Here is a 24,431-nt window from a genome sequence, read left to right as displayed (position 1 = left end):
CAACTCAGCCTTGTTATAGATACTTAGCGCTATATTCATGTACCGTGTCAATAAACACTTTTGGCTGATCTGGGTTCACCCATTGGGTAATGCCATGTCCCAAATTCGCAACATAACCTGTTTTCTCACCATTGGCATACGCTTCATCCAACATCGCTTGGGTCGCTTTTTGAATGGTTTTTGATGAGCCATATAAAGTTGCAGGGTCTAAGTTACCTTGCAAGGCTGCACGTCCATTCACAACACGTCGAGCAGTTGAAAGTGGTGTGGTCCAGTCTAAACCAAACGCATCCGCACCCGTAGCAACCATCGGCTCTAACCACTGACCGCCACCTTTGGTAAATAAAATGACGGGAATTTTACGACCATCTTTTTCACGTTTTAATCCACACACAATTTTGTGCATGTAGTTTAAAGAAAACTCGATATATTCACGATGCGCCAATGCACCGCCCCAGCTATCAAAAATCTGAACAGCCTGTGCACCCGCATCAATTTGTGCATTTAAATAATCAATTACAGCAATCGCGAGACGATCAAGCAAGGCATGTAACACTTCAGGCTGCGCATACATCATCTGTTTGGTGAAACGGAAATCTTTGCTCGAACCACCTTCAACCATATAAGTAGCTAAGGTCCAAGGACTGCCCGAAAAGCCAATTAATGGCACTTGCCCGCCTAAAGCGGAACGAATTGTCGAAACGGCATTCATGACATAATCTAAATCGGATTTTGCATTGAATGCTGGCAAATTCATGACATCTTGTTCAGTACGTATAGTTTTGTGAAATTTTGGACCTTCGCCCGCTTCAAAATAAAGCCCCAAACCCAAAGCATCTGGAACAGTCAAAATATCTGAAAATAGAATTGCTGCATCCAAGTCATAACGACGTAATGGTTGCAAAGTAACTTCGCAGGCAAATTCAGTATTTTTACATAAAGAAAGGAAGTCGCCCGCTTTGGCACGTGTTTCACGATACTCAGGTAAATAGCGCCCTGCCTGACGCATCATCCAAACAGGTGTAATATCAACAGGCTCACGCAATAAGGCACGCAGAAAACGATCATTTTTTAAGGTCGCCATTGACTTTCCTAACTTAATTTAATCTTTGCAGCATCATAACAAAAAGGACTAAATTTTAATAACTTCTCGCACGATTAAAATGCAATGTTCTGCACTTAAAAGCGTACATTTACACAAAACAAATACTGCATCTCCCCGATTTTTCTGCAATACTTGCGTCGTTTGTCACTTAGTAAATCAATAATTCTTAAGGTTGAATTACATGTTCGTTCGCACAATACTCGCAATGAGTTTAAGTTGCATTTTTGCTGGCACAGCTTTCGCCACAGCTACTACTGCTGAACAACCATTAAATCCCAAAGTCGTTGCCAATACTGCCGTAGAAGATCCAATTAATCCTCTTGCGATAGGCTCTGCTTCTTCAGCTCAAGATGTCAATGCTGATGCGCAAATTACGCCTCAAGAACAACAGGATTTAAACAAAGCTTCTCAAACCCTGCAAAATCTTCAACAAACTGAAGACAACACAGCAGATATTGGTGCAGCCCCTGCAAGTGCGCCTGTTGCAACCAGCTCAACAACTGCAAGTTCTACAACCACGACTGCAACGTCGCCAGCGGCTAAAGCATCTTGGACACTTGATGGCTTAAACAATGCAGCTTGGTATGACAATATTGGCAAAGGTCAATTTCCTGTCTATGCACGTACTCAGGTCATGTTGAACAATGCACATGCTTCACCGGGTGCAATTGACGGTACCAGTGGTAAAAATACCTTAAAAGCATTGGCGACATTCCAGCAAATGAATGGTTTAAAACCAACTGGAACATTAACCCAAGAAACTTGGGATGCCTTGATTGCTAAACAAGGTAATCGTCCTGCATTTGTAGAATACACCATTACCGATGCTGACCTTCAAGGTCCATATGCTCCTTCAATTCCGCACGACTATGCATTACAAGCCAAAATGAAAGGTTTGTACTACACCCGTGTCACGGAAATGTTGGGTGAAAAATTCCATATGGATGAAGATTTCTTAAAGAAACTCAATCCAAAAGCAACCTTTAAAAAAGCGGGCGAAAAAATCATTGTGACCAATATTCGCAATGAACTACCTGAAGACATTCATTTGATCGTAGCGCATAAAGGTGCAAAACAACTGTACCTCTTTAATAGCCGCAATCAAATGATCGCATCTTTCCCTGCGACGATTGGCAGCTCTGACACCCCATCACCAACGGGAACTTATAAAGTGACGGGTGTAGCACCAAATCCTTGGTACAGCTATTCACCAAGCAACTTCGTTCAAGGCAAAAACTTAAAACCGCTGTCTTTACCACCAGGTCCGAATGGTCCAGTGGGTAACATCTGGATTGGTTTAAGCAAAAAATCTTTTGGTATTCACGGTACACCAAACCCGTCTGCGATTTCTAAAACTGCATCACACGGTTGTATCCGCTTGACCAACTGGGATGCCAATGATTTAGGTAAAAAAGTACGTTCTGGCGTAACAGTTAAATTCCTTGAGTGATTTTATTTATCCTCAAATCAAAAAGCCTGCTTCTGCAGGCTTTTTTATGCCAACAATTTTATTCAGCCTTTTGTTGCAAATATAGAATGATTTGTCGCCTTAATAATATTTAACCCTTAACAATGAAACACTATGATGAACTCAAGCATAAATTTAAACGGGATAACGGTCATGCAAAGTTATTTACATCGTAGTAAAGATCGCGGTCATGTCAAAGCGGGATGGCTAGAATCCAAACACAGTTTTTCATTCGGGAGTTGGTACGACCCTAAATACATGGGTGTAAGTGTATTACGTGTCATTAACGATGACTGGATTGCAGCCCACAATGGTTTTGGTACTCATCCGCACGACAATATGGAAATTTTGACCTGCGTACTAGCAGGCACAATTTCCCATAAAGACAGTATGGGCAATGAGCGTCATATTTCTGCAGGTGAATGGCAGTTGATGAGTGCAGGTACAGGCGTACAACATAGTGAAATCAATCAGGGAGATACCCCTGTACACATGTTGCAAATCTGGATCCACCCAAATGAACGCAATGCTGAACCTAACTACCAGCAAATCCAGTGTGATCCGAAGTCACAACCAAATCAATGGCATGTGATTGCAGGTCCAGAGGAGCATGCCGCCATGCACATTCGACAGCAAGCAGAAGTTAAAACTGCCTTCCTACAAATGTCTCATACCTTAGTGGTAAAAACGGCGCAGAAATTGAATTACATTCATGTGATTTCAGGTGAAATCGAAATCTTAGGTCAAAAATTACATGCAGGCGATGCCCTTGCATTTGCAGAAGAAGCTGAGCTTAAAGCCTTGAATGACAGTCAATTTATCTGGTTTGATTTACCCATTTAATTCGCCTCTATCCCGTGTTTCGACGCGGGATAGATTTCCACATGATGTCTAAATCCAACAACTGCTTTTTATTAAATTAGACATTATTGATCTTATCCAAAGATTCGCACCGATTCACAAAATAACTAAACTTTAGAACTCTAAGCTTCAGAGTCTCCATTTTGGACATCGAGAACATAAAATCCCGAATTATCTCCCATCATCTGGCTGGACATATCCATCAACACAATTCATTACTGGTATTACAAGAACCCTTCATGGAAGACGGAAGCGCTTTTAATGTATTTGCTCAACATGAATTAAGTGGCAATCAAATTGGGCTACAATTTGCAATCCGCGTCAATACTGACTCGCTAAGCCTACTTGTTGGAATGACCCACAGTAATCCTAACCGAGAATATGAAATTGCAATACAAAATCTGAAAGGTGAACAACGTGCCTTTAATCTAGTGTATAGCTTTTATAATTATGCCAAAGGATTCTATCTGCTGGAGTTTCCGCTACATTCACCTTCCACTAAACTTGAAGAACACCTACACGATGAACTAAACAGAATAGAACCATTGGCATTTATTCAAACTGCAATCAAAATCACGCCTATGGGGAAACCAGTGAAATGGATTGAACAGTTTATTTATAAACAGCTCTTGTCGATGAAAGTCAGAATCCTACAAGCCATTCAGGCATAAAAAAACCTCACCATAGTGAGGTTTTTTTATCTTTGAAAATTAATAACCCCAAGCTTGTGGATCTAATGGTAAATCTACAGCAACTGAAAGCCCTGTATCATTCCCATGTACATCAGAATCGCTTACCCAACCATTGAGTTTCAAAGGAATATCTGGACGAAGATAATATGACCAAGTTAAGTCGAGTGCTTTTACTTCATCCTTCTCTGGAAATGCTTGATTAATATCTAAATTCGATTGATTCACTTTAGCCAATAACATGCGTCCTGAAACTCTATTTTTAGCATCAAAACGAAGATTACCACCGACAGAATACATTTCTCCATCCCCGCCCATCGCGTGGCCTAATGGGAAACCATGCTGGTAATAACCATCTTTATACACGTAATGATTATAAGAAATACCTTTTACATCGCCATTGGTACGGGTATCTGCCCATTCTGTATACAGTTGAAATGGCATATTCTTATAATTTGAAGAATAATCGACACCTGCCAAATACATTTTTTTCGAAGGTAATAATCCCGCTTCATCTTCCCCAATATATTGGCCATATAGGCTTATTGGGGTATTCAACCACTGGTTCAAATTCAAACGTGCATCGAATCCAGCCAATTGATTGGACTTATCATCATCAGCATTGTAGAAATTATCATTGCCTTTAATGGCATTCCAGAAAGAATCCCAGCTTTCTGAGCGTCCTTCACCACCCCACTGAATCACACGCGATGCACCCAATTCCAAATAAGGTAAAGGTTGTGTTGTTACACGCAAGCCAATCAGTTTTGCATCTGGAACCGCATCATAATCATCAAGTTGTCCAGCAAAGGCTTGATATTGCCATGGTCCAATCCAAGACAACCATTTACTTTCAAAGGCACTTTGATCTGCTCGCTGCATGGTTAAGCCATATACGGGACGACTTGCATCACCACGAATGAGGCTACCATCATGACCAGGTCCCCAATAGGTTGGCATTTGACCTGCAATCAACCATTGATTCCAAAGTTTGCCTGCTAGGTATGATCCCTCGACATTGATATCACGATCCTGCCCGTTATCAATTAACGGATCTTGTTCTACATTTATCTTTAATTTGGCATCCCAGTTTACACCACCCGCATTGAGCTCTAAGGCACCAACATACTGTGCTTTATTACTTTCAGCATAGGCTTGTGGAAACTGCTTTTCATCCGTTGCAGCATATAAACTCACTTTAGCCATATGATTGTCTGCTTTCAAGCTGGCCAGAACTGAATCCACCACCTTTTGCTGTGCAGGTTGGCTAATACGAGCCTGAGATAAAGCACGTTGAATCTCATCGCCACTCATTGGCCATGTAGAGGTACTAATTTGAATAACACCCTGTTGATTTAACCAGTTCAAATCTGAACGTAAATCTTCATTATTCACGACAATCCCTTGCGCAAAACCCGATGACGCCGACAACATAAACAACGCCGAAACTAAAGATTTTTTTAAATACATTATCGTGACTTTCTCGTTACTTAATTCTGCCGACTACCATATTTTCTTTGATACAAGATTGCAACATGAGTAATGATTTTTGTTGTAAATTGCAAAGAAAAACCCGCATAAAGCGGGTTTTTTTGAAATCGTATTTCGACTTAGTCTTTACGACGCATGTGTGGGAATAAAATTACATCACGGATACTTGGCGCATCAGCAAACAGCATCACCAAACGGTCAATACCAATCCCTTCACCCGCAGTTGGAGGTAAACCATATTCTAAAGCTTCAACAAACTCGGCATCATAATGCATGGCTTCATCATCACCCGCATCTTTCTCTGCAACTTGTGCTTGGAAGCGTTCTGCTTGGTCAATCGGGTCATTCAACTCCGAGAAGCCATTTGCCAATTCACGACCACCAATGAAGAACTCGAAACGATCTGTAATATGTGGATTATGATCATTACGACGCGCTAAAGGTGAAGTTTCAGCAGGATATTCGGTAATGAACGTCGGTTGACGTAATTTCGTCTCAACCGTTTCTTCAAACACGATAGTTTGCAATTTACCTAAGCCGAAACCTGGTTTGACTTCTTCTTTCAGCACTTCTTTGGTGAACTTCGCCAAGAACTCACGATCATTGACATTTTCAGGCGTAAACTCAGGGTTGTTTTCCAAAATCGCATCAAACATTGAAATTTTCTTGAACGGACCTTTAAAGCTGAACACTTCACCTTGGTAAGGTACATCTGTGGTACCCAAAATATCCAAAGCCAATTTTTCCAACATATTTTCAGTCAAAGCCATCAAGTCTTTGTAATCTGCATAGGCTTGGTAGAATTCAATCATGGTGAATTCTGGGTTATGACGTGTTGAAACCCCTTCATTACGGAAGTTACGGTTAATTTCAAACACACGTTCAAAACCACCTACCACTAAACGCTTCAAATAAAGTTCTGGCGCAATACGCAAGAACAATGGCATATCTAAAGCATTATGATGTGTTTCAAATGGTCGCGCTGAAGCACCACCAGGAATCACATGCATCATTGGCGTTTCAACTTCCATGAAACGTTCATTGTTTAAAAATGCACGAATACCCGCAACCACTTTGGCACGAATCTCAAAAGTTTTACGTGTTTCTTCATTCACAATCAAATCAAGATAACGCTTACGGTATTTCACTTCCGTATCATTTAGACCATGGAATTTATCTGGCAATGGACGTAAAGATTTGGTCAATAATTCAAAATGTTGAATATGCACATATAAGTCACCCTTACCAGAACGACCAATGTAACCTTCAACGGCAATAATATCGCCAAGGTCTAAACCTTTAATCGTCGCCAAAGTAGCTTCGTCTAATTCTTTACGTGCAACATAAAGCTGAATACGACCTGTCATATCTTGAATCACAATGAATGATCCACGGTTTAACATGACACGACCTGCAACCTTTACATAAACATGTTCAGCCGCTTCAATCTGTTCTTTCGATTGATCTTGGAATTGTTCTTGTAAATCTTGCGCATAATGTTCGCGCTTGAATGCATTCGGCCACGGGCTAACACCCGTTTGTTTGGCTTGTTCTTCAATTTGCTTCAATTTGGCATGACGCTGTGCAATTAAATCGTTTTCGGAAATAGGTTGTTCTGAAGTCGATTGAGCGTTGTTTTGCGTCATCTCTGCCTCGAAAAATTTACTAAAAAATGAAGTGCACTAGCATAGCAGATTCCTTCATAAATTCGTATGATTTCTCACAAACAAATATATGCCCCACAATTTTGCTTTTATACAGGCGATCACTGAGCGCTATTGTTCTGCCAATTCTTTCACTCGTTTTAATCCATGCTCAAAGGCTTGCTCCATCATATCTTGATAAGCCTCAGTCGTTTCCAGCTCTACTGTCAGCACGGTTTTTCCATCCACTTCTTCCAATGTATATTGTTCTAATGCCCCCTGCCATTCGAGTACTTCTGGACTACTGACATCTTCCACTCCACCTTGCAACAATCCTTGATATTGAAAAATCACCGAATGATTCGGGATATACACCAGAATCGAGGTAATCAGTCCATCGCCACTATGATCTAAAAATAAAGCTCTGCCGCCTACCGTCCAATCGGACTCAATTTTCGATCCCTCTGCAAAATAAATTGTCCATTCTGTATAAGTGTCTGGTGACCAAAGAATATTCCATATTTTTTCAGGACTTGCATCAATAGTGATGTGATAACGTAGATGCTCTACCATTTTATTATTCTCCTTATAAATTCCTTCTTCCAAACTACTGAATATTTTGCAGTCGCAGTAAAATAAATCGTTAGAAATTATTTAAAAAAATTCATTCTCAATTCATCCATTTCCATACATGTTGTTGTTTTATTTATTGTTCAGTAAAACCATCCTTTTTACCGCTCAAAAAAATCTTAGACCAAATGCTAAGATCAAAGCCGCCTGAAGATTCGTACAATTATAAAAGTTTGAAATAGTTGAAAGTGAACGTTTTTAATTCGTTCTATCTTTGTGAAAAGAGACCGTATGAACGCGATAACAATGAATATAGATCAATCAAAAATTCTTTTTTTGCATGGCTTAGACTCATCTAAAGAATCAACCAAGTTCCATGCCATCGATTCTGCTAAAAAATACTGTATTGATGTGGATTATAGAAATTTAAACTATGCAACTGTTGCCGAGTTTTATGAAAATGCATTATCTACCATTAAACCTGACTTACTGATAGGTCATAGTTTAGGTGGCTATTGGGCACTCAAAATGTCTTTGCAACACCGTATTCCCTGCATCATCGCCAATCCGAGTTTAATGCCTGATTTTAGAGCAGATTATCCAGCAATCACTGAACAAGATTTAGAACACGATATTCCGCAAATTGCATATATTGAACTGGGTGATGAAGTATTGGACATGTACGCCACCACCGCTTTTTTAGAACCGTATATGCAAGTCGATGCTGTTGAAGGTGGACACCATCGACTGGCAGCACCTGAACATCTCAATCAACTGATTCATTATATGGAACAGACCTTTATTTTTTAATGAACATAAAAAAAGCCAATCCGTTCTCACCGATTGGCTTTTTAAAAATATCACTGCGTTAAGCGACAGCAGCTTCTACAGGCTTCGAGCTTTCTTCTAGCACTGTCCATACCTTAAAGCCTAAATCTTTATGTAATGTCGGAAGATCTAAAAAGATGCTCGCGCCCAATACCTGGTGATGACATTTATCCATCAATTGCTTCACAGCTTTCAGCGTTCCACCTGTCGCCAGCACATCATCCACAATAATGACTTTTTGCGGCTGAATATTGGCAGCGATTTCTAAACGATCTACGCCATATTCTAGACTATAGCCCACACCAATCACTGGTGGTGGTAATTTACCTGCTTTACGCACCAACAATAACCCTTTGTTTAAACGCTGTGCCAGCAAGCTCGCAAGCACAAAGCCTCGTGCTTCTACAGCCACAAAACTTTCCACTTCAGCCAATTGTTCTTCAGGAATGCTGGCAATCAATGCATCGGCTAATGGACCGATATTGCTCATGAACAACGGCGTTAAATCATAGAAACAAATCCCAGGTTTTGGGAAATTTTGGACAGTACGAATGTGCGACCACAATACAGCAGACAAATTTTTCATGGGAGAGAATTAAGTACCAAAGGAATAGGTGAATTTTAACGCTTATTCAACTTTCAGGATAGTTAATAGCCAGCTTTTCAGGGAGGATATTTTTCGAGTAAATTTATAACCAACTGAATTTTATTAATAATTTTTATATAAAATGTTAACTATAGACTTGTATGATTTTAATATAGCAATTTATAGCTTTTCTATCTGCTCGACTTTAGTCGGATAAAGATACAAACCATCGCTTTTTATCGTGCAATTGAAGATTGTCTAACAAAAATACAACGCCATGTTTAAATTGATACGTTTTGTCCTCCTCCGCCATTCAGATTCAGGATTCTCCAATTAAAATCCGATATTTGCTTTACATTCGTCCTAGAACTGCGTAAAAATTTAGGCGAAAATAACGCTAGCAATTAGATCATTAGAGCCATGCGGTATATGAGTTATTGCTGATCTAAATTGACCCGATCAGAATTGGAGAATCAGATGAAAAAGTATCAATGCATCGTTTGTGGATGGATTTACGACGAAGCAGAAGGCTGGCCACAAGACGGTATCGTTGCGGGCACCAAATGGGAAGATATTCCTGATGATTGGACTTGCCCGGATTGTGGCGTTTCCAAAGCCGACTTTGAAATGATTGAAATTTAATAATAACTAAAAGACCCACCTAGCGGTCTTTTTTTACAGCTTATTTTGGGAGAAAGAAATGCAGCCTATCGTTATCATTGGTTCAGGCATGGCTGGCTACACTGTGGCACGCGAATTCCGCAAACTCAATGCAGAACAAGAACTGGTTATGATTACTGCGGATGATGCCAGTAATTATGCAAAGCCAACCTTATCGAATGCATTAACAGGCAAGAAATCTCCTGAACAAATTGCGCTTGGTGATGCTGAAAAAATGAGTGCCCAACTGAATATGCGTATTGAAACGCATACATGGGTCAAAGAAATTCGTAGCGAACAACATCAACTTCTTTTAGAAAAAGAGGGTCAAACCAGCACCTTAGACTACGCCAAACTGATTCTTGCCGTAGGTGCAAACCCAATTCGCCTTGCGATTGCGGGTGATGGTAGTGATGATATTCATGTCGTGAACTCACTAAGTGACTATAAACTGTTCCGTGAAAATCTTGATAAACGTCAAGATAAACGGGTCGTGATTTTAGGTGCAGGATTAATTGGTTGTGAGTTTGCCAATGATTTGCAACATACAGGTCATTTCGCCACAGTGATTGATTTGGCTGCCCAGCCTTTAGGACGTTTACTTCCAGCCCATATTGCGGCTGCATTCCAAGAGAATCTGGAAGAAACAGGGATTCATTTTGTATTGGGCACAACCGTAGAGAAAGTCTCTAAAGTCGAAAATGGCGATTACCTTGTCACTTTAGCCAATGGACAAACCGTCATTGCTGATATAGTGCTTTCTGCAATTGGTTTACAGCCGAATATCAGCTTGGCTAAAACAGGCAATATTCACACCAGCCGTGGTGTACTGACCAATAGCCACTTGGAAACCAATCAAGCAGACATTTATGCCGTGGGCGACTGTGCGGAAGTGAATGGTACACTGCTGCCTTATGTCATGCCGATCATGCAACAAGCGCGTGCATTAGCCAAAACCTTAAATGGTGAACATACCGCTGTGCATTACCCTGCCATGCCTGTTGCAGTAAAAACACCTGCGGCACCGCTTACCGTACTGCCTGCACCAATTGATGCAGAGGTAAATTGGGAAACTGAAGAGTTTGAAGATGGCATGTTGGCTAAAGCATTAGACAGTACTGGAACACTGCGTGGTTTTGTCCTTTTGGGTGCTACTGCCGGGAAACAACGTTTAGCGTTGACAAAGTTGGTTCCAGACTTGATTCCTGTATCAGTTTAAGTTCAATATATAGAGGACGTTCACATTTTTGAATGTCCTCTTAAGGGGAGAAAGAAGAATGAATAGCGCATTACAATTCAAAAATTCACCTTACACCCCGTTTATGCATGAAACCAAGGTAGACTTGGGGAATGGTATTGAATTACACGTCGAAGTCGGTGGAGAAGCAGATCACCCGACCATCTTATTGATTATGGGCTTAGGCGCTCAGCTATTATTTTGGCCCGATTTCTTTTGTAAAACCCTGATCGACCATGGTTATCGCGTAGTGCGATATGATAATCGTGATATTGGATTATCTTCTAAAATACGCCACCAAGGCCCACGCCTAAATACAATTAAACTGATGGGGCGTTTTGCTCTGGGTTTAGAAAACCAAGGCGCACCCTATAATTTACATGATATGGCAGATGATGCTGCGCTGTTGATTGAGCGCATGGGACTGGAAAATGTCTTTGTGCTTGGTGCATCAATGGGTGGCATGATCGCACAAATTTTGGCGGCTAAAAATCCAGATAAAGTCAGCAAACTGGGATTGGTGTTCACCAGTAACAATCAACCGTTGCTCCCTCCACCATTTCCAAAACAACTGTTTAGCCTGATTGGCAGACCTGAATCGAATGACGAAGAAGGTATTATCAATCACAGTTTAAAAGTCTTTAATATTATTGGTTCGCCTGGTTATATCAATCAACTTGAAACCATGCAAACCGCACGCAAATTATATCAACGAAGTTATTACCCAGCGGGTGTACTTCAACAGTTTTTAGCAATATTATGTACAGGCTCCTTGCTACATCTGGATAAGCAGATACAACAACCAACCCTTGTGGTGCATGGTTCGCGTGATCGCTTGCTCCCACCTAGCCATGGTAAAGCTGTTGCAAAAGCAATTACAGGCGCTAAGTTTGAATTAATTGATGGAATGGGGCATGATATCCCACCGCATTTCATTCCTCATCTTAGCGGATTATTTGCTCATCACTTTAAATCTTAATGATTAGGACACTATGGCTGCATTACCATCCCTGAGACAGCTGTCATATCTCGTAACGCTGTCTGAAACGCTGCACTTCACTGAAGCGGCGCGTCGTTCATTCGTGACCCAATCTACCCTTTCGGGTGGGATCATGGAACTTGAACGTTTACTGGGTGGCGTACTCGTTGAACGTGATCGCCAAAATGTACGTTTAACTCCACTTGGCGAGCAAGTGGTCGCCCGAGCCCGTGTTCTACTTGCTGATGCTCAAGACTTAATGCGTTTAAGTCGTGAAATGAGTGAGCCTTTGACTGGTGACTTGCATTTAGGCGTGATTCCAACCATTGCACCGTTTATTTTGTCGCAATTGCTGGATGAAGTGCATAAACAACTGCCTAAAATTCAGTTGCATTTGCATGAAGCGCAAAGCGAAAAAATTGTTGAGAAGCTGGAACATGGCAACTTAGACATGGTGTTACTGGCCTTGCCATTTGATACGCGTGGACTAAAAGTTTCCGAAATTGCCAAAGAAGACTTGTTCTTGGTGTGCCACAAATCTGACCAACGTTCAGCACAAGCGGCCACACTGGAAGATTTGGATTTATCGCGTTTGATGTTGCTTGAAGAAGGACATTGCTTACGTGACCATGCTTTAAGTGCCTGCCCAATTGGTGAGCGCAAGAATGATCACCGCTTAAAAGCAAGTTCATTACCTACATTAATTGAGATGGTCTCGGCAAACTTGGGCTTTACCTTATTGCCTGAAATTGCGCTACACACCAATATGATTAAAGCCAATCCTGATTTGGTAGTTAAACCCATTCAAGATGCACCGAGCCGTACCTTGGCATTAATTACTCGTAAGAGCACACCACTGCAAAGTGAATTTGATGTGCTGGTACAAATTCTGCAAAAAATCACCCAAGATTGATTCATTTTATACAATCTTGAAAAAGCCCAGTGCAATCACTGGGCTTTTTGCTATTCAATCTAGAGTAAACCAATAACAATCCCAATTTCCTCATTTCCAACAACTGCATATCACAATTGCATCCTATTGTTATTGTTGTGTATCCATCATTTAAAAATAATATTTTTTAAGAAAACGTTCAGGTTCAGAATTTATAAATGCGCGATGAACAAAAGACCTTAGTCGACTCTCAGAAATAAAAACAATTTTGAGTTTTTGTGATCACTAATCTCCCGTAAAAATTACATCGTTTTTAAGAAGATATTGCTATGCTTGCTCGCTTCGCATCTCCTTTACTGTCCCTCTCTTTCGGCTTGTTCAGCACACTGGCTGCAACCGTTACTCTAGCAGCAGAGCCACCAAAAGTTGATCCATCGACCCTAACTATCATTGGCTATCATGAGATTACCGATCAAAAGAATGCCTTAATTCCTGACTATGCGGTGACGCCACAGCAATTTAGCCAGCACTTGGATTGGCTACAAAACAATGGCTTTCACTTTGTGAATGTCGATCAAATTATTCAGGCACATCAAGGTAAGTATCGCTTGCCAAGCAAACCTGTATTACTGACGGTAGACGATGGCTATCAATCTTTCTACACCCATGCCTACCCCATTCTAAAAGCCAAACATATTCCTGTGGTACTGGCTGTGGTTGGTTCTTGGCTCACCCCAAAAACCAATCAACCTGTACATTTTGGTGATGATGTTATTTCACGTGACAAGATTCTGACATGGTCAGAATTAAAAGAAATGCAAGACAGCGGATGGGTCGAAATTGGCAATCATAGTTTTAATTTACATCGCGGTATTAATGCCAATCCGCAAGGCAATTCTGAACCCGCGGCCATCACCCGTGAATGTGATGCACAACACCAGCGTTATGAAACCGATCAGCAATTTACCCGTCGTATTACCCAAGATCTAAAACAAAACAATGCCTTACTGCAAGCTCACGGTTTAAAAGCCCCGCGTGTCATGGTCTGGCCTTATGGTCGCTATAACATGCAGGATGTGAAGATTGCCAAACAATTGGGCATGCCAATCACCATCACGCTGGATGATGGTCCTGATCATGTGCGCGGTTCTTTGCAAACCCTGAACCGCATTTTGATTGAAGGCAATATGAGCACGGCGGATCTGGCACAGGAAATTAAAAATCGTGAAATGAATCTGGGTGATAACAACCGCCCGCAAAAAATCATGCATATCGATTTGGACTATGTGTATGACCCCGATCCTAAACAGCAAGAACGTAATCTCGGCATTTTGCTCGACCGCATTCGTGCCATGGGGGTAAATACCGTTTATTTACAGGCATTTTCCGATTCTGATGGGGATGGCTCAGCCAATATGGTGTATTTCCCAAATCGGCATTTACCTATGCGCGCTGATTTGTTTAATCATGCCGCTTGGCAGATTCAGACGCGGACGCAAGTCAGTCGGATCTACGCGTGGATGCCATTATTGGCTTGGGATTTACCGAAAACTGATCCTGTCAGCAAAGACGTAGTCGAAACCCAACAAGTCAGTCAGGATCACCTAAATATGGGCTATTTACGTTTGTCGCCTTATTCGGCTCAAGCACGCCAAACCATTCGTGAAATTTACCAAGACTTGGCAAAGTCCACCCCTTTTAACGGAATTCTATTCCATGATGACACCACCCTGTCCGACTATGAAGATGCCAGCCCAAATGCATTAAAGGCCTATTCTGCTCAAGGCTTGCCGACGGATTTAGCTCAAATCCGTGCGGATGATGCCCTGTTGCAGAAATGGACTGCCTACAAAACCAAAACCATCGATGATTTTGCCATGCAGTTAGCGGGTGAAGTACGCCAATACGAACCCTTTTTACTGACTGCACGCAACCTCTATGCACAAGTTGCACTTAAGCCTTATGCAGAGAACTGGTATTCACAGTCCCTTGAAGAATCCTTAAAACGTTATGACTTTACTGCGATTATGGCCATGCCATATATGGAACAAGCACCTGATGCAGACCAGTTTTATCGTGACCTGATACAACGGGTGAAAAGCTTTCCCAATGGCATGAAAAAGACTGTGTTTGAATTGCAGGCGACCAATTGGCGAACCAGTCAAAAGGTCTCGTCACAGGAATTGGCATCCACCATTCAATCTCTTTATTCACAAGGTGTTATGCACGTTGGCTACTATCCAGATGATCCAATTCAAGGACATCCCGATCCGAAAGTCATGCATGATGTCTTTGCAACCAAATCTTCTCAATTAGTTCCATAACCGGAGTTGAGCATGTTTCCTCATTTCAATCTGTGGTTGCGCCACGCACTCAACTTTGTATTTTATTACCCCTTGTTTATGTCTTATCTATGGATGTTGGGGGCATTGATTTTCTATGCCAAAGAGCGCAAGCAACCCGCCTATCATCAACCAGAAGCACTGAGCCACTCGCCTTTGGTTGCGGTATTAATCCCTTGTTTTAATGAGGGGGACAATGCAGAAGAAACCATTAGTCACGCTTTAAAACTCGACTATCCAAATTTTGAAGTGATTGCGATTAATGATGGCAGCTCGGACAATACTGCGGAAGTCCTGAATCGCTTGGCGCATCAGCATGAGCGTTTGCGTGTGGTGCATCTTGCGCAAAACCAAGGCAAAGCCATGGCATTACAAGCGGGCAGCCTTGTGACCGATGCAGAATTCCTCTTGGGCATTGATGGCGATGCCCTACTCGACCCGCATGCTGCGACATGGATGATGCGACATTTCATTGCTAATCCTAAAATTGCTGCGGTAACAGGTAATCCTCGTATTCGCACTCGCTCGACACTCTTGGGTCGCATTCAGGTGGGTGAATTCTCATCTATTGTGGGCATGATTAAACGTGCACAACGTACCTTTGGACGTTTGATTACCGTGTCTGGGGTGATTACGGCATTCCGTAAAAGTGCGGTACATCAAGTCGGCTACTGGTCACCCAACATGCTGACTGAAGACATCGACATTACATGGAAATTGCAGCGCGCGGGTTGGGATATTCAGTTTGAACCGAATGCATTGGTGTGGATTCTGATGCCTGAAACCTTTTCGGGCTTATGGAAACAACGTCTGCGCTGGGCAATGGGAGGCGCACAAGTACTCATTAAGAATCTAGATGTCTTCGTTCAACCCAAACTCAACTTCCTCTGGCCACTGATGTTAGAGCTTTGCCTGACCTTGGTCTGGTCATACTTAATGTTGCTATTGGCCATTCTATGGATCATTCATTTAATCTTACCAACTGCTGCACTCAGTGGAATTAGCTCGCCATTTTTACCTTATGGCAGCGGTGTCTTGCTTGGTGCCACCTGTCTGATTCAGTTTGCTTTAAGCAAATGGATGGATAGTCGTTATGAACCCAACTTAGGTAAAAACTACTTTTGGATGATTTGGTATCCGTTTGTGTTCTGGCTGATCACCATCAGTGCCACCATTATGGCGTTTCCAAAAGTGCTATTACGTGGCGAAGATAAACGTGCGCGCTGGGTCAGCCCAGACCGTGGCATTCGTTTATAACACTCCTTACTTTTTGAGTATCTTAGAATGAAATCACAACATGACTTAGTGATTGATTTGCGTCATTTATTACCTTGGCATAAACGCTATGTATCGAACACCACCACAGCCTTGATGTGGGGTGCTTGGCTGATGCTTTGGCGCCCCTTCTTGCTGGTCTGGATTCTTATCCAATTACAGAAAAGTGCAGCCGTACATCACCTGTTGAATGCTCTAAGCATCAGCCTTGAATATGGTGGCTTGGAACTTGTACTGTGTAGTGTGGGCTTATTGCTCTGGAGCCGATTTATGCCCTCTGCGAGTGTCAAAGTTGACAAACATGAGCAGCCGATGGCAACCCAGCAATATGCTGATTATTTTGAGCTGAGCCAGCAAAAAATTGAGCAATCACGACAGCATAAAATTACTGTGGTGCATCACAATGCCCATGGGCAAATTATCGATCTCGAATAATCAATTCAAAAATAACCACCCATTGTAAACACCTCTGACCTCAAGTCCTGCTTGAGGTCTTTTTTATTGCTATTTAGAAGCCATGATCAGTCATTTGAGAGACTTCCTGTGTACCTAGTAGCCCCTCAGCAACCAAGCTTATCTTGTTGCATCCCGCATAACTTCGTTCATTTGTTCTGCTTTAATCATTCTAGATTCTGAGTGTTTTAGGTTGTGCTTGAACTGTTCAATCCTTGTAAATAACAGCGCTTAAACCAGCAATAGTAAAGCAATCAGCTCGCTATTCGTTGATTACACAGATTGCACAGGCACAAAAAAAGCGCTGACTATGCAGCGCTTTTATTTCGTTACTTAAAACAACTTAAGCAACGAACTGGAGGAATAACCAGTATAAACCACCTGACAAACAGATGGTGGCCGGAAGTGTAAAAATCCATGCCGAAAGAATGGTCTTCACTGTGGCAAAATTGAGACCTGATTTATTGGCAACCATGGTACCTGCTACCGCACTGTTCAGCACGTGAGTCGTCGACACGGGCATACCAAAACCATCTGCCGCAGCAATGGTCGACATCGCGACAAGTTCAGCAGACATCCCCTGACCATATGTCATGTGATGCTTACCAATACGCTCACCTACAGTCACCACAATACGTTTCCAGCCCACCATCGTACCCAGCCCTAGAGCCAGTGCAACAGCCACTTTTACCCAAGTCGGAATGTACTGTAAGAAACCATCTAAACTGCTACGGTACTCTTTCACCACTTTCTGATCTGCTTCTGGCATTGCAGGCAATTGGTGTGCTTTATCTAAACGTTTGAATGCTGTCGTGCTTAAGTACATGTCATTACGAATAGAGGAAACAGCATCTTCAGGGATGTTTTTCAAGTCGCCATATTGTGCAACACGGTCACCCAAATGATCGGTCAAACTTGCCAAAGCAGGCACCACTTCAGGTGTAATTTCTTTGGTTTGAATGTACGTGGTAATGGTTTGACGTGCTTGTTCATCTGGAATGTCGGCATGCGCAGGATACATTGCCACAGCCGCTTGAGAAGACAACTGTTCAAATGATTGAATGTGCGCCTGATCAAGATTCTTATTGAGTGAGTACGCCAACGGTACCAAACCAATCAAGATCAACATGATTAAGCCCATGCCTTTTTGACCGTCGTTTGAACCATGTGCAAAGCTTACGCCTGTACAGGTGAAGATCAGAATGGCACGAATTAAAGGTGGTGGTGGCTTGTTGCCTTCAGGTGGCTGAAACAATTCCAACTGGCGTTTAAAGACCATTTTCACCAACAAGAACACGACTGCCGCAAATGCAAAACCAATTAAAGGAGAAAACAACAGTGCTTTACCTACTTTAATCACTTGGTCCATGTCTACGCCACTGGCACCACTACCTGAATGCAACAGGTAGTTCATGATGCCCACACCCAAAATAGAACCAATCAAAGTGTGCGAACTTGATGCTGGAATACCCAAAAACCACGTACCCAAGTTCCATAGAATGGCCGCAATCAGCATGGCGAACACCATGGCAAAACCTGCACCCGAACTCACGTTCATAATCAGTTCAACAGGTAGCAAGGCGATAATGCCATAAGCAACCGCACCGCTGGCAACCATTACCCCAAGGAAATTACAAAAACCAGCCCACATGACCGCAACAGGTGCAGACAAGGCATTGGTATAAATCACGGTTGCAACTGCGTTGGCAGTGTCATGGAAACCATTCACAAACTCGAAGCCCAAAGCAATGAGTAATGCCGTCGCTAAAAGAATAACTGAATACAAACTTAACGGGGGTACATGCGACAAGTCAGCAGAGACTTGAAACCCAATGTAAATTAGGGTCGAAATGATGACCGTAAAAAACACCGGCATAAAAAATTTCGGTGTCGGAACATGCACGTTCGTCGATTTGTTCGATGCAGAGTGCATACGATCTTGGACGGGAGGAATTTTTGAATTCATGCAGACGGTTAAGAGGATAATAAAATCCCCTTATTGTTAAATTAAATTATGACAATTATATGACAAACAGGTGTCATATAAAGCCAAATTTTTAACAATTGACCTGTTTTAAATCATTCTGCCCTATCATGGGGATGATTTTTTGCTGTAAATCAGTTTTTTTCAAATACTTATAACAAAAAAATATTTCATTAAAAATAGTAGTTGATTTTCTGAATTGTAAAAAAAATTATCGACCGTCGATGAGCTTTCACCTTGAAAAAGAAACGGATTCATCTTGCCTGTGTAATATTTCATTTCTATGAAATGAGATAAAAACAGCATTTTTATGCATGAATACTGCTAACCCGCCAGTCAAAAAGCTGAATTAAACTCAAAATATGCCTGAGTTCTGCTAAAATATGCGCCATTTCAAGATTTGTCGTGTATTGGGGTTATTTATGTCGACGCTTACCACCCTTAAACAGCTTCTCGCCGAGCGTATATTGATTATTGATGGTGCAATGGGCACCATGATTCAACGCCATAAGCTTGAAGAAGAAGATTATCGTGGTGAGCGTTTTGCCGATTGGGCACATGACCTGAAGGGCAACAATGACCTACTTGTGCTGACCCAGCCGCAAATTATCCAAGGCATTCATGAAGCCTATTTAAATGCTGGCGCAGACATTATTGAAACCAACAGCTTTAACGGCACACGCGTTTCCATGTCAGATTACCACATGGAAGATTTGGTTCCTGAGATTAACCGTGAAGCGGCACGTTTAGCCAAAGCCGCTTGTGAAAAATACTCGACCCCAGACAAACCACGTTTTGTGGCAGGTGTATTAGGCCCCACATCGCGTACCTGTTCAATTTCACCCAATGTAAATGACCCTGCGTTCCGTAACATTACTTTTGATGAACTGAAAGAAAACTACATTGAAGCGACGCACGCCTTGATTGAAGGTGGTGCAGATATCATCCTGATTGAAACCGTGTTTGATACCTTGAACTGTAAAGCGGCAATCTTTGCGGTGAAAGAAGTGTTCAAGCAAATTGGTCGGGAACTGCCAATCATGATTTCGGGCACCATTACTGATGCCTCTGGTCGTACTTTAACGGGTCAAACCGCAGAAGCGTTCTGGAACTCGGTGCGTCATGGCGACTTGCTTTCGATTGGTTTTAACTGTGCGCTCGGTGCAGACGCGATGCGTCCTCACATTAAAACCATTGCCGATGTAGCCGATACTTTTGTTTCAGCGCATCCAAACGCCGGCTTACCCAATGCCTTTGGTGAATATGACGAAACCCCTGAGCAAACCGCAGCCTTCTTAAAAGAATTTGCAGAAAGTGGTTTGATTAACATCACGGGTGGTTGCTGTGGTACCACGCCAGACCATATTCGTGCGATTTACAATGCAGTAAAAGACATTAAACCACGTCAAGTGCCTGAAACGGTTCCTGCGTGCCGTTTAAGTGGTTTAGAACCATTTAATATTACTAAAGACTCACTGTTTGTGAACGTCGGTGAGCGTACCAACGTCACAGGTTCAAAAAAGTTCCTACGTTTAATTCGTGAAGAAAACTTTGCTGAAGCTTTAGAAGTTGCCCAGCAACAGGTTGAAGCAGGCGCACAGATCATCGACATTAACATGGATGAAGGCATGCTCGATTCGCAAAATGCGATGGTGCATTTCCTCAACCTAGTTGCATCTGAGCCTGATATTTCACGTGTGCCAATCATGATTGACTCATCAAAATGGGAAATCATTGAAGCGGGGTTGAAGTGCGTACAAGGTAAACCTGTGGTGAACTCGATTTCCTTAAAAGAAGGTTATGACGAGTTTGTCGAAAAAGCGCGTTTATGCCGTCAGTACGGTGCTGCGATCATCGTCATGGCCTTTGATGAAACAGGTCAGGCGGATACGGCTGCACGTAAACGTGAAATCTGTAAACGTTCTTATGATGTATTGGTCAATGACGTTGGCTTCCCTGCTGAAGATATTATTTTTGACCCGAACGTGTTTGCAGTTGCTACGGGGATTGAAGAACACAATAACTACGGCGTCGACTTTATTGAAGCGACGGGTTGGATCAAACAAAACTTACCGCATGCCATGATTTCGGGCGGTGTCTCTAACGTTTCGTTCTCTTTCCGTGGTAACGAACCTGTGCGTGAAGCGATTCACTCGGTATTCCTTTACTATGCCATCAAACAAGGCATGACCATGGGGATTGTGAACGCTGGTCAAATGGCGATTTATGATGACATTCCGCAAGAACTCAAAGATGCCGTTGAAGACGTTATTCTGAACCAGAACCAAGGCGAATCTGGTCAAAATGCAACAGAGAAATTACTTGAAGTTGCGGAAAAATTCCGTGGGCACAGTGGTGCGCAGCGTGAAGCGGAGAACCTTGAATGGCGTAATGAATCGGTTGAAAAGCGTCTAGAATATGCCCTGGTTAAAGGCATCACCACGTATATTGATGAAGATACCGAAGAAGCACGTCTCAAAGCCAAACGTCCACTAGATGTGATTGAAGGCGCACTGATGGATGGTATGAATGTGGTGGGTGACTTGTTCGGTTCGGGCAAAATGTTCTTACCGCAAGTGGTGAAATCTGCACGTGTGATGAAGCAAGCCGTGGCTTGGCTCAACCCGTACATCGAAGCGGAAAAAACGGGTAGCCAGTCTAAAGGTAAAGTGTTGATGGCAACCGTAAAAGGCGACGTACACGATATTGGTAAAAACATCGTGGGCGTAGTACTCGGCTGTAATGGTTATGACATTGTTGACCTTGGCGTGATGGTACCGTGTGAAAAAATCCTACAAACTGCGATTGATGAAAAATGTGACATCATTGGTTTGTCAGGTTTGATTACCCCATCTTTAGATGAAATGGTATTTGTTGCCAAAGAAATGCAGCGTAAAGGCTTCAACATTCCATTGTTGATTGGTGGTGCAACCACCTCTAAAGCACATACCGCAGTCAAAATTGACCCGCAATATTCAAATGATGCCGTGATTTATGTTGCCGATGCTTCACGTGCCGTGGGTGTGGCAACCACCCTGCTCTCTAAAGAAATGCGTGGCAACTTTATTGCCGAGCATCGTGCTGAATATGCCAAAATTCGTGAGCGTTTAGCCAACAAGCAACCAAAAGCGGCGAAGCTCAGCTATGCCGAATCGATTGAAAATGGCTTTAAGATTGATGACAACTATGTGCCGCCAAAGCCAAATGCTTTGGGTACGCAAGTCATCACCAACTACCCATTGGCAACGCTGGTTGAATATTTTGACTGGACCCCATTCTTCATTTCTTGGAGCTTGGCGGGTAAATTCCCGAAAATCCTAGAAGATGAAGTGGTCGGTGAAGCAGCGACAGATTTGTACAATCAAGCGCAAATCATGTTGAAAGACATTATCGAGAATAATCGTTTCGATGCTCGTGCAGTGTTTGGTCTATACCCTGCTCAGCGTACAGGCGCAGATACGGTTAGCGTGTTTGATGAAGCAGGTCAAACTGTAACGCACACCTTTGAACATTTACGTCAACAATCGGACAAAGTAACAGGCAAACCAAACTTGTCTTTGGCGGACTACATTAAACCGACAACGACTGAGCAAGATTATTTGGGCGGCTTTACCGTGTCGATTTTTGGTGCGGAAGAATTGGCAAATGAATATAAAACCAAAGGTGATGACTATTCTGCGATCTTAGTTCAGTCTTTAGCGGATCGTTTTGCTGAAGCTTTTGCCGAGCACTTACACGAGCGTATTCGTAAAGAGTTCTGGGGCTATAAAGCCGATGAAACCTTGAACAATGAAGAGCTGATTAAAGAGAAGTATGTCGGTATCCGTCCTGCACCAGGCTACCCTGCTTGCCCTGAACATTCTGAAAAAGCGGCATTGTTCGACTGGTTAGGTTCTGAAGCGAAAATTGGTACCAAGTTGACTGAACACTTTGCCATGATGCCACCTTCTTCTGTCAGTGGTTTCTATTACTCACACCCTGAAAGTGAATACTTTAACGTGGGCAAAATTTCTCAAGACCAGCTTGAGGATTATGCTAAACGTAAAGGTTGGTCACTAGATGTTGCGAAGCGTTGGTTAGCACCGAATTTAGATGATTCGATTGTTTAAATCCCCCTTTAATAAAGGGGGAAGAAAATCAATTCGTATCAAATAAAAAAATCCCCTCAAAGTGAGGGGATTTTTTTGGTTTTAATCTCCCCTAACCCCTCTTTAAAAAAGAGGGGGATGTCATGTGCGTAAATAAATTACATGACTGCTCCTCCCTTTTTCAAAGGGAGGTTGGGAGGGATTAATTTAGCGATATTTGTATTAATATAAGTCGTAAATATCATTAATAAAGACTTATGAAAAATCAGACATTTACTGGAAGTGAACCAACTTGGGCCAATGCATGCGTTGGTGAAAATGGCTCACCCAATTACATCCAATACTCAAAAGGTTATTCCAAAGCTGCAAATTTTCTCTTGAACAATGTTTTGAATACTCGTGGTAAGGAAGTCGACTTATACATTTACCCTATATGCTTCAATATGCGTCACTCTATTGAGCTGAGAATTAAAGGAGCTATTCAGGAAATTAATGAATTAGCAAAAACTAAAAACAAAAAACTACCATCTTTTGATTTAGTTGCCTCGCATGATATCGGCAATATATGGAGGTATTTCAAAGAAAATTCAAAAATTTTAGATATTCGTTTTAAAATGGTGAACGACAAACTTGATCCGACTATTTTAGACATTGCAGAAATAGATTCTACTGGCCAAACTTTTAGATACCCCTTTAATAATGAGAACAAAAAGCATTTAGTTGATCAAAAAGTCATAAATTGTGCAATTTTAAAAATTAAATTTAATGAGTTAGAGAAAAATTTAGATGACTTAATACAATTAACCGAATCATTAATTGATGAATATAAATTAGGAACATTCACTACAAAGTTTTCTAGAACACAAATTTTTCAATTTGTTAAAGAACTCCCTCCTATCGATCAATGGAATAAAAGTACTTTTATAGAACTAAAAAACAAATTAAAAGCTAATTACAACCTTTCTAACAATGACTTTAGCAGAGTTATTGATCAAATAAAAAACAACTATGAACTAAGCCATAAAATTGGTTTAAAGAAAAATTTAGTTTTTTTAAGTGATTGTGATGTCTTAGAAATATGCGATATTTGGATTACTTACTTTGAGCCAAAATTTAGAGATCTTTATAATCAGACAGACTTAACTTCAGAAGATAACTCATCAGCCCCCATAGAAGAGTGGATTAAAAATGCTGAATTACATAAAAAGGGTATGACTTTATTAGAAAATAAATTATTAGTTGATTATGTGTACTAGCTCAAACCCGATCTGACAGTTACC

Annotated in this window: 19 protein-coding genes; 13 read left to right on the top strand and 6 right to left on the bottom strand. The window is 41.8% G+C overall.

All coding sequences use genetic code 11. The annotated features are described in order from the left end of the window. Positions 1 to 13 precede the first annotated feature (13 nt). Positions 14 to 1,084, bottom strand: a complete 1,071-nt coding sequence (gene hemE, locus ACWQ4X_RS16055) for a uroporphyrinogen decarboxylase (RefSeq protein ID WP_457904314.1) — start codon at positions 1,082 to 1,084, stop codon at positions 14 to 16. 202 nt (positions 1,085 to 1,286) lie between these two features. Here hemE and ACWQ4X_RS16050 point away from each other — a divergent pair, with 202 nt between their 5' ends. The 3 genes from ACWQ4X_RS16050 (at position 1,287) to ACWQ4X_RS16040 (ending at position 4,105) form a co-directional block, all read left to right on the top strand. After that, complete coding sequence (locus ACWQ4X_RS16050; RefSeq protein WP_457904313.1) at positions 1,287 to 2,555, top strand: L,D-transpeptidase family protein; 1,269 nt, start codon at positions 1,287 to 1,289, stop codon at positions 2,553 to 2,555. Positions 2,556 to 2,726: 171 nt separating this feature from the next. Beyond that, positions 2,727 to 3,416 carry a pirin family protein gene (locus ACWQ4X_RS16045; protein ID WP_457904312.1) on the top strand — a complete coding sequence of 230 codons (690 nt, stop codon included), beginning with the start codon at positions 2,727 to 2,729 and terminating at the stop codon, positions 3,414 to 3,416. 257 nt (positions 3,417 to 3,673) lie between these two features. Then, positions 3,674 to 4,105 (top strand): hypothetical protein, encoded by a 432-nt coding sequence (locus ACWQ4X_RS16040; protein ID WP_457904311.1) that lies wholly within the window; start codon positions 3,674 to 3,676, stop codon positions 4,103 to 4,105. A 39-nt stretch (positions 4,106 to 4,144) separates the two neighbouring features. Here ACWQ4X_RS16040 and ACWQ4X_RS16035 read toward each other — a convergent pair whose 3' ends face one another. The 3 genes from ACWQ4X_RS16035 to ACWQ4X_RS16025 all read right to left on the bottom strand — a co-directional run bounded on the left by ACWQ4X_RS16035 (position 4,145) and on the right by ACWQ4X_RS16025 (position 7,830). After that, the gene (locus ACWQ4X_RS16035; RefSeq protein ID WP_457904310.1) at positions 4,145 to 5,593 is read right to left on the bottom strand and encodes a capsule assembly Wzi family protein; all 1,449 of its coding nucleotides are present in this window, start codon (positions 5,591 to 5,593) and stop codon (positions 4,145 to 4,147) included. 140 nt (positions 5,594 to 5,733) lie between these two features. Next, the gene (lysS, locus tag ACWQ4X_RS16030; RefSeq protein ID WP_100241415.1) at positions 5,734 to 7,260 is read right to left on the bottom strand and encodes a lysine--tRNA ligase; all 1,527 of its coding nucleotides are present in this window, start codon (positions 7,258 to 7,260) and stop codon (positions 5,734 to 5,736) included. Positions 7,261 to 7,389: 129 nt separating this feature from the next. Then, entirely contained in the window at positions 7,390 to 7,830 is a 441-nt protein-coding gene (locus ACWQ4X_RS16025; protein ID WP_374527665.1) for an SRPBCC family protein, read from the bottom strand. A gap of 303 nt (positions 7,831 to 8,133) precedes the next feature. Between ACWQ4X_RS16025 and ACWQ4X_RS16020 the strand changes: the two genes are divergently transcribed. Next, the gene (locus tag ACWQ4X_RS16020; RefSeq protein ID WP_100241417.1) at positions 8,134 to 8,637 is read left to right on the top strand and encodes a YqiA/YcfP family alpha/beta fold hydrolase; all 504 of its coding nucleotides are present in this window, start codon (positions 8,134 to 8,136) and stop codon (positions 8,635 to 8,637) included. A 58-nt stretch (positions 8,638 to 8,695) separates the two neighbouring features. On the opposite strand, the gene ACWQ4X_RS16015 is transcribed toward ACWQ4X_RS16020, so the two are convergent. After that, the gene (locus tag ACWQ4X_RS16015) at positions 8,696 to 9,241 is read right to left on the bottom strand and encodes an adenine phosphoribosyltransferase (protein WP_142768122.1); all 546 of its coding nucleotides are present in this window, start codon (positions 9,239 to 9,241) and stop codon (positions 8,696 to 8,698) included. 477 nt (positions 9,242 to 9,718) lie between these two features. Here ACWQ4X_RS16015 and rubA point away from each other — a divergent pair, with 477 nt between their 5' ends. The 7 genes from rubA (at position 9,719) to pgaD (ending at position 17,061) form a co-directional block, all read left to right on the top strand. Further along, the gene (gene rubA, locus ACWQ4X_RS16010; RefSeq protein WP_100241419.1) at positions 9,719 to 9,883 is read left to right on the top strand and encodes a rubredoxin RubA; all 165 of its coding nucleotides are present in this window, start codon (positions 9,719 to 9,721) and stop codon (positions 9,881 to 9,883) included. Positions 9,884 to 9,941: 58 nt separating this feature from the next. Beyond that, positions 9,942 to 11,120 (top strand): rubredoxin reductase RubB, encoded by a 1,179-nt coding sequence (gene rubB / locus ACWQ4X_RS16005; protein WP_457904309.1) that lies wholly within the window; start codon positions 9,942 to 9,944, stop codon positions 11,118 to 11,120. Between the two features lie 58 nt (positions 11,121 to 11,178). After that, positions 11,179 to 12,117: an esterase EstB gene (gene estB, locus ACWQ4X_RS16000; protein ID WP_142768120.1), complete on the top strand. Its 939-nt coding sequence runs from the start codon at positions 11,179 to 11,181 to the stop codon at positions 12,115 to 12,117. A 13-nt stretch (positions 12,118 to 12,130) separates the two neighbouring features. Next, positions 12,131 to 13,030, top strand: coding sequence for a LysR family transcriptional regulator OxyR (oxyR, locus tag ACWQ4X_RS15995; protein WP_142768119.1), 900 nt, complete (start codon positions 12,131 to 12,133; stop codon positions 13,028 to 13,030). 308 nt (positions 13,031 to 13,338) lie between these two features. Continuing rightward, on the top strand, positions 13,339 to 15,333 hold the full coding sequence (gene pgaB / locus ACWQ4X_RS15990) for a poly-beta-1,6-N-acetyl-D-glucosamine N-deacetylase PgaB (protein ID WP_457904308.1): 1,995 nt from the start codon (positions 13,339 to 13,341) through the stop codon (positions 15,331 to 15,333). 12 nt (positions 15,334 to 15,345) lie between these two features. Next, a complete protein-coding gene (pgaC, locus tag ACWQ4X_RS15985; protein WP_457904307.1) occupies positions 15,346 to 16,608 on the top strand; it encodes a poly-beta-1,6-N-acetyl-D-glucosamine synthase in 1,263 nt (420 codons plus the stop codon). A 27-nt stretch (positions 16,609 to 16,635) separates the two neighbouring features. Then, on the top strand, positions 16,636 to 17,061 hold the full coding sequence (pgaD, locus tag ACWQ4X_RS15980) for a poly-beta-1,6-N-acetyl-D-glucosamine biosynthesis protein PgaD (protein WP_457904306.1): 426 nt from the start codon (positions 16,636 to 16,638) through the stop codon (positions 17,059 to 17,061). 361 nt (positions 17,062 to 17,422) lie between these two features. On the opposite strand, the gene ACWQ4X_RS15975 is transcribed toward pgaD, so the two are convergent. Beyond that, positions 17,423 to 19,045 carry an inorganic phosphate transporter gene (locus tag ACWQ4X_RS15975; protein WP_457904305.1) on the bottom strand — a complete coding sequence of 541 codons (1,623 nt, stop codon included), beginning with the start codon at positions 19,043 to 19,045 and terminating at the stop codon, positions 17,423 to 17,425. Between the two features lie 440 nt (positions 19,046 to 19,485). On the opposite strand from ACWQ4X_RS15975, the gene metH reads away from it, so the two are divergent. Both metH and ACWQ4X_RS15965 read left to right on the top strand, forming a co-directional pair. Then, complete coding sequence (gene metH / locus ACWQ4X_RS15970; protein WP_457904304.1) at positions 19,486 to 23,172, top strand: methionine synthase; 3,687 nt, start codon at positions 19,486 to 19,488, stop codon at positions 23,170 to 23,172. Positions 23,173 to 23,408: 236 nt separating this feature from the next. After that, the gene (locus tag ACWQ4X_RS15965) at positions 23,409 to 24,407 is read left to right on the top strand and encodes a hypothetical protein (RefSeq protein ID WP_457904303.1); all 999 of its coding nucleotides are present in this window, start codon (positions 23,409 to 23,411) and stop codon (positions 24,405 to 24,407) included. The last annotated feature ends 24 nt before the right edge of the window (positions 24,408 to 24,431 follow it).

This window comes from Acinetobacter sp. NigerLNRRAM0016 (genome assembly GCF_054112845.1).
The sequence above is the reverse complement of the archived record's forward strand: the minus strand, read 5'-3'. Positions and strand labels throughout refer to the sequence as shown.

What these genes read in the sequence shown, in the direction of transcription:
- hemE (WP_457904314.1), bottom strand. Translation starts at nt 1,084, where the DNA reads ATGGCGACCTTAAAAAATGATCGTTTTCTGCGTGCCTTATTGCGTGAG.
- ACWQ4X_RS16050 (WP_457904313.1), top strand. Translation starts at nt 1,287, where the DNA reads ATGTTCGTTCGCACAATACTCGCAATGAGTTTAAGTTGCATTTTTGCT.
- ACWQ4X_RS16045 (WP_457904312.1), top strand. Translation starts at nt 2,727, where the DNA reads ATGCAAAGTTATTTACATCGTAGTAAAGATCGCGGTCATGTCAAAGCG.
- ACWQ4X_RS16040 (WP_457904311.1), top strand. Translation starts at nt 3,674, where the DNA reads ATGGAAGACGGAAGCGCTTTTAATGTATTTGCTCAACATGAATTAAGT.
- ACWQ4X_RS16035 (WP_457904310.1), bottom strand. Translation starts at nt 5,593, where the DNA reads ATGTATTTAAAAAAATCTTTAGTTTCGGCGTTGTTTATGTTGTCGGCG.
- lysS (WP_100241415.1), bottom strand. Translation starts at nt 7,260, where the DNA reads ATGACGCAAAACAACGCTCAATCGACTTCAGAACAACCTATTTCCGAA.
- ACWQ4X_RS16025 (WP_374527665.1), bottom strand. Translation starts at nt 7,830, where the DNA reads ATGGTAGAGCATCTACGTTATCACATCACTATTGATGCAAGTCCTGAA.
- ACWQ4X_RS16020 (WP_100241417.1), top strand. Translation starts at nt 8,134, where the DNA reads ATGAATATAGATCAATCAAAAATTCTTTTTTTGCATGGCTTAGACTCA.
- ACWQ4X_RS16015 (WP_142768122.1), bottom strand. Translation starts at nt 9,241, where the DNA reads ATGAAAAATTTGTCTGCTGTATTGTGGTCGCACATTCGTACTGTCCAA.
- rubA (WP_100241419.1), top strand. Translation starts at nt 9,719, where the DNA reads ATGAAAAAGTATCAATGCATCGTTTGTGGATGGATTTACGACGAAGCA.
- rubB (WP_457904309.1), top strand. Translation starts at nt 9,942, where the DNA reads ATGCAGCCTATCGTTATCATTGGTTCAGGCATGGCTGGCTACACTGTG.
- estB (WP_142768120.1), top strand. Translation starts at nt 11,179, where the DNA reads ATGAATAGCGCATTACAATTCAAAAATTCACCTTACACCCCGTTTATG.
- oxyR (WP_142768119.1), top strand. Translation starts at nt 12,131, where the DNA reads ATGGCTGCATTACCATCCCTGAGACAGCTGTCATATCTCGTAACGCTG.
- pgaB (WP_457904308.1), top strand. Translation starts at nt 13,339, where the DNA reads ATGCTTGCTCGCTTCGCATCTCCTTTACTGTCCCTCTCTTTCGGCTTG.
- pgaC (WP_457904307.1), top strand. Translation starts at nt 15,346, where the DNA reads ATGTTTCCTCATTTCAATCTGTGGTTGCGCCACGCACTCAACTTTGTA.
- pgaD (WP_457904306.1), top strand. Translation starts at nt 16,636, where the DNA reads ATGAAATCACAACATGACTTAGTGATTGATTTGCGTCATTTATTACCT.
- ACWQ4X_RS15975 (WP_457904305.1), bottom strand. Translation starts at nt 19,045, where the DNA reads ATGAATTCAAAAATTCCTCCCGTCCAAGATCGTATGCACTCTGCATCG.
- metH (WP_457904304.1), top strand. Translation starts at nt 19,486, where the DNA reads ATGTCGACGCTTACCACCCTTAAACAGCTTCTCGCCGAGCGTATATTG.
- ACWQ4X_RS15965 (WP_457904303.1), top strand. Translation starts at nt 23,409, where the DNA reads ATGAAAAATCAGACATTTACTGGAAGTGAACCAACTTGGGCCAATGCA.